We start from the raw sequence: 1,804 nt of genomic DNA on the forward strand, positions 1-1,804 counted from the left end.
AGGGTCCTGGGCAGGACCTCGTGGCGCATCGCCTCGATCATCTTGATGATGCCGGCGACGCCGGCGGCGGCCTGGGTGTGGCCGATGTTGGACTTCACCGAGCCGAGCCAGAGCGGCCGTTCGGCGGGCCGGTCCTGCCCGTAGGTGGCCAGCAGGGCCTGGGCCTCGATCGGGTCGCCGAGCGTGGTGCCGGTGCCGTGGGCCTCGACCACGTCGACGTCGGCGGTGGTGAGTCCGGCGTTGGCCAGGGCCTGGCGGATCACCCGCTGCTGGGCCGGGCCGTTGGGCGCGGTGAGGCCGTTGGAGGCGCCGTCCTGGTTGACCGCCGTCCCCCGGACGACCGCGAGGATCTGGTGCCCGTTGCGGCAGGCGTCGGAGAGCCGTTCGACCAGCAGCAGTCCGACGCCCTCGCCCCAGGAGGTGCCGTCCGCCGACGCGGCGAAGGACTTGCAGCGCGCGTCGGCGGCCAGGCCGCGCTGCCGGCTGAACTCGATGAACGACGCCGGGGTGGCCATGACGGTCACGCCGCCGGCGAGGGCGAGGTCGCATTCGCCGTTGCGCAGCGATTGCGCGGCCAGGTGCAGGGCGACCAGCGAGGAGGAGCACGCGGTGTCGACGGTGATGGCCGGGCCCTCCAGGCCGAAGCTGTAGGACAGCCGGCCGGAGGCGACGCTGCCCGCGCTGCCCGTGACGAGCTGGCCCTCGAAGCCCTGTGGCTGCTGTCGCATCAGGCGTGAGCCGTAGTCGTCGTACATGACGCCGGTGAAGACGCCGGTGCGGGAGCCGCGCAGCGCCTCGGGGTCGAGGCCGGCGTGCTCGAAGGCCTCCCAGCCGGTCTCCAGCAGCAGCCGCTGCTGCGGGTCCATCGCCAGCGCCTCGCGCGGGCTGATGCCGAAGAACGCGGGGTCGAAGTCGGCGGCGGCCTCCAGGAATCCGCCCTCCCGCACGTACGACTTACCGGGTGCGTCCGGGTCCGGGTCGTATAGGCCGTCGACGTCCCAGCCGCGGTCGGCGGGGAACCCGGCGATGGCGTCGATTCCCTGGACGGCCACCCGCCACAGGTCCGCGGGGGACCGTACGTCGCCGGGGTAGCGGCAGGCCATGCCGACGATCGCGATCGGCTCGTCGGCCGCCACGGGAGCGGTCGTGGTGGCCGGGGCCGTCGGAACGGCGGGGTGCTCGGCCCCGGCGGGAGCGGTGAGCAGGAGGTCCGCGAGGTGTCGGCCGATCGCCGAGGTGGTCGGGTGGTCGAAGACCAGGGTCGAGGGCAGGCGTCGGCCGACGGCGCTGCTCAGCCGGTTGCGCAGCTCGACGGCGGTCAGTGAGTCGAAGCCCAGCTCGCTGAACGAGCGGTCGGGGTCCAGCTCGGCACCACCGGAGTGCCCCAGGACGGCGGCGACGTGCCGGGTCACCAACTCGTGGAGGAGTTCGGCCTGTTGCGGTGCCGTGAGGCCGGCGAGCCGCTGTTCCAGGGTGGTGCCACCCGGGTCCGTGGCGGCGGCGACCCGGCGGGGCCTGGCGCGCATGAGCTTGCCGAGCAGGGGCGGCAGGGTGCCCTCGGCGGACTGCCGCTGGAGTGCCGACACGTCCAACTCGGCTGTCACCAGCACCGGTTCGGCCGAGGCGAGCGCGGTGTCGAACTGGGCGAGGGCCCGCTCGGCGGACATCCCGCGGAACCCCTGGCGGGCCAGCCGGTCCCGGTCCGTCTCGGTGAGGGTGTTGGTCATGGTGCTGGTGTCGGTCCAGAGTCCCCAGGCGAGGCTGGTGGCGGGGAGTCCTTGGGTGTGGCGGTGGTGGGCGAGGG

1 protein-coding gene is annotated in these 1,804 nt (G+C 73.8%); it reads right to left on the reverse strand.

Annotated features, from left to right (window positions below; genetic code table 11):
• Positions 1-1,804: type I polyketide synthase (locus ACZ47G_RS39585; RefSeq protein ID WP_465751370.1), on the reverse strand; the 1,804-nt coding region annotated here is incomplete at both ends.

The sequence above is a fragment of the Kitasatospora sp. NPDC030952 genome, assembly GCF_055571335.1.